Annotated in this window: 2 protein-coding genes; one reads left to right on the top strand and one right to left on the bottom strand. The window is 33.1% G+C overall.

The annotated features are described in order from the left end of the window. The first annotated feature begins 217 nt into the window (after positions 1-217). Positions 218-514 (top strand): hypothetical protein, encoded by a 297-nt coding sequence (locus WCG23_13325; GenBank protein MEI8390852.1) that lies wholly within the window; start codon positions 218-220, stop codon positions 512-514. Here the strand turns inward: WCG23_13325 and WCG23_13320 are convergent. Next, positions 511-1,428 carry a hypothetical protein gene (locus WCG23_13320; GenBank protein ID MEI8390851.1) on the bottom strand — a complete coding sequence of 306 codons (918 nt, stop codon included), beginning with the start codon at positions 1,426-1,428 and terminating at the stop codon, positions 511-513. The two genes, WCG23_13325 and WCG23_13320, sit on opposite strands and share 4 nt — an antisense overlap. Between the last annotated feature and the right edge of the window lie 269 nt (positions 1,429-1,697).

The raw sequence follows: 1,697 nt of genomic DNA, 5'->3' as shown, positions 1-1,697 counted from the left end.
ATGATGCCTGTTTTAATATTTTGCAATCATAGGTTACATAACTTCATGAAGAAATGTTAACACGGCAGGTCAAATTTCTATTCTGTGCGGTAAATAGGCATATCTATTGCAAAATATTTAAAAAGATTTTATAATATTTAAAATCTTTTTAAAATTAATGGCAATTTTTTTCATGTTTTTACTTTATATATTTGTTACTAAGTTAAGGAAATGAAATATGAATATGAATGTTAGTTTTAACAAACCTTATACGGCAATTAACAACAAACAAAAACCTGCTTTTGGAAATAATCAGACTTTCTTTCTTAATGAACTTGATAAATTTGCAAGGCACTCAACTTCTAGTGGAAGAGGTGCTTTAGGAGAGTATGGCAGCAGAATATTAGCTGCACCGATGGATACTGGTTTTATGTCAAAAATGGCTTTACTTGCCGCAAGTAAAGACACTCATCCAGCCGTCAAAAACGCACTTGAAGCTATTTTTCCAAATCTTGCCCAACATCTTCCGCGTTAGCCAATTTTTAATTTATCAGACACAGAATCTAAATTATTGCCGATTTTTTTAGAAACATACGTGCCTGCAACAGAACCTAAGCCCATTCCGATAATTGATCCTACAGGTCCTCTGTTTTTTAATAATGCGCCAAATATGCCAATGCCTGTCAATATTGACGATACATTAACTCCTGATTTCAAAATCTGTGTACATCCGTCTATTGCCTTGTCTTTAGACTTTTCAGGCTTACAAAAAGCTTTAATTATTGCAGGAATTTCCAGCGCTGACAAAATAAAAACACTAATTTGAGGAATTCTCAAAAGCATATTGCCGACTAACTTACCAAAGGCTTTTCCTTCAACCTTATTTGCAAATACTTCTATATCTCTGGTTATTATTTTTCCTGACTCATCAAAAACAACCTGAGGAACAAATCTTTTCGTTCCTTCATATTTAAATGTGTCAAATTTAAATGTTTTTTTACAAAACTCACCGAATTTTGTTTCATACAAAGGCACATCCCATTGATGCAATTTAACTCCCAGTTTGCCCATTTTATTCACCAGAGGTTCAAGAGCAGTTCCCCTGAAAAATGAGAACGGGGTTTGGCAATCTTTATAATATGAGGGAAATTCGCCTGTTTTAATTTGTTTCCATGCGCTTCCTAAATCTCTTGTATCTTCAGGAAGATTAACCGCCATAAGTCCAAGCAATCCAGCAGCCCGCGTATAATTTCCGTCTTTAATATTATCAGGAATCGATGAAATTCTTCTCATAGGAATAATAGGGCTTAGTGCCGTAAAAACTTCCTTATGCTCACAAGCAAGATTATCGAGCTTATTTATCTGCGTTTTAAGACGCTCAAAATTAGCCGGCTGATCTTGTTTTAAACTGCATGAGTTTTGTGGAAAATTATTTTGAATTGCTTCCATTCTTCAACCTTCCAATTTCCATATAAAATTATACAGAACTTCTTCCCATACTTATATAAAACCGAAATCATTATAAATATTGCTAAAGTGGACATAAAAATTATTAATATTTTTAAATTATAGTCTCTAAAAAAGACTGTCCTATTTTTTTCAGGATGGTCTTTTTATAAGTATTTTTTCCAATGACAATTAAAACTAACTGGTATATCCTGCGTAGTATAACCAGTTAGGCAGGGAATAAAAAATGTTTTTCTACGAAACAGACGAGG

The sequence above is a fragment of the bacterium genome, assembly GCA_037147175.1.
Classification (GTDB): Bacteria; Cyanobacteriota; Vampirovibrionia; order Gastranaerophilales; family UBA9971; genus UBA9971.
Note: the sequence above shows the minus strand (reverse complement) of the source record. Positions and strands in the feature narration are given on the sequence as shown.

Bases quoted from the DNA above. Each gene is read 5' to 3' on its own strand.
- WCG23_13320 (MEI8390851.1), bottom strand. From the start codon at position 1,428: ATGGAAGCAATTCAAAATAATTTTCCACAAAACTCATGCAGTTTAAAA.
- WCG23_13325 (MEI8390852.1), top strand. From the start codon at position 218: ATGAATATGAATGTTAGTTTTAACAAACCTTATACGGCAATTAACAAC.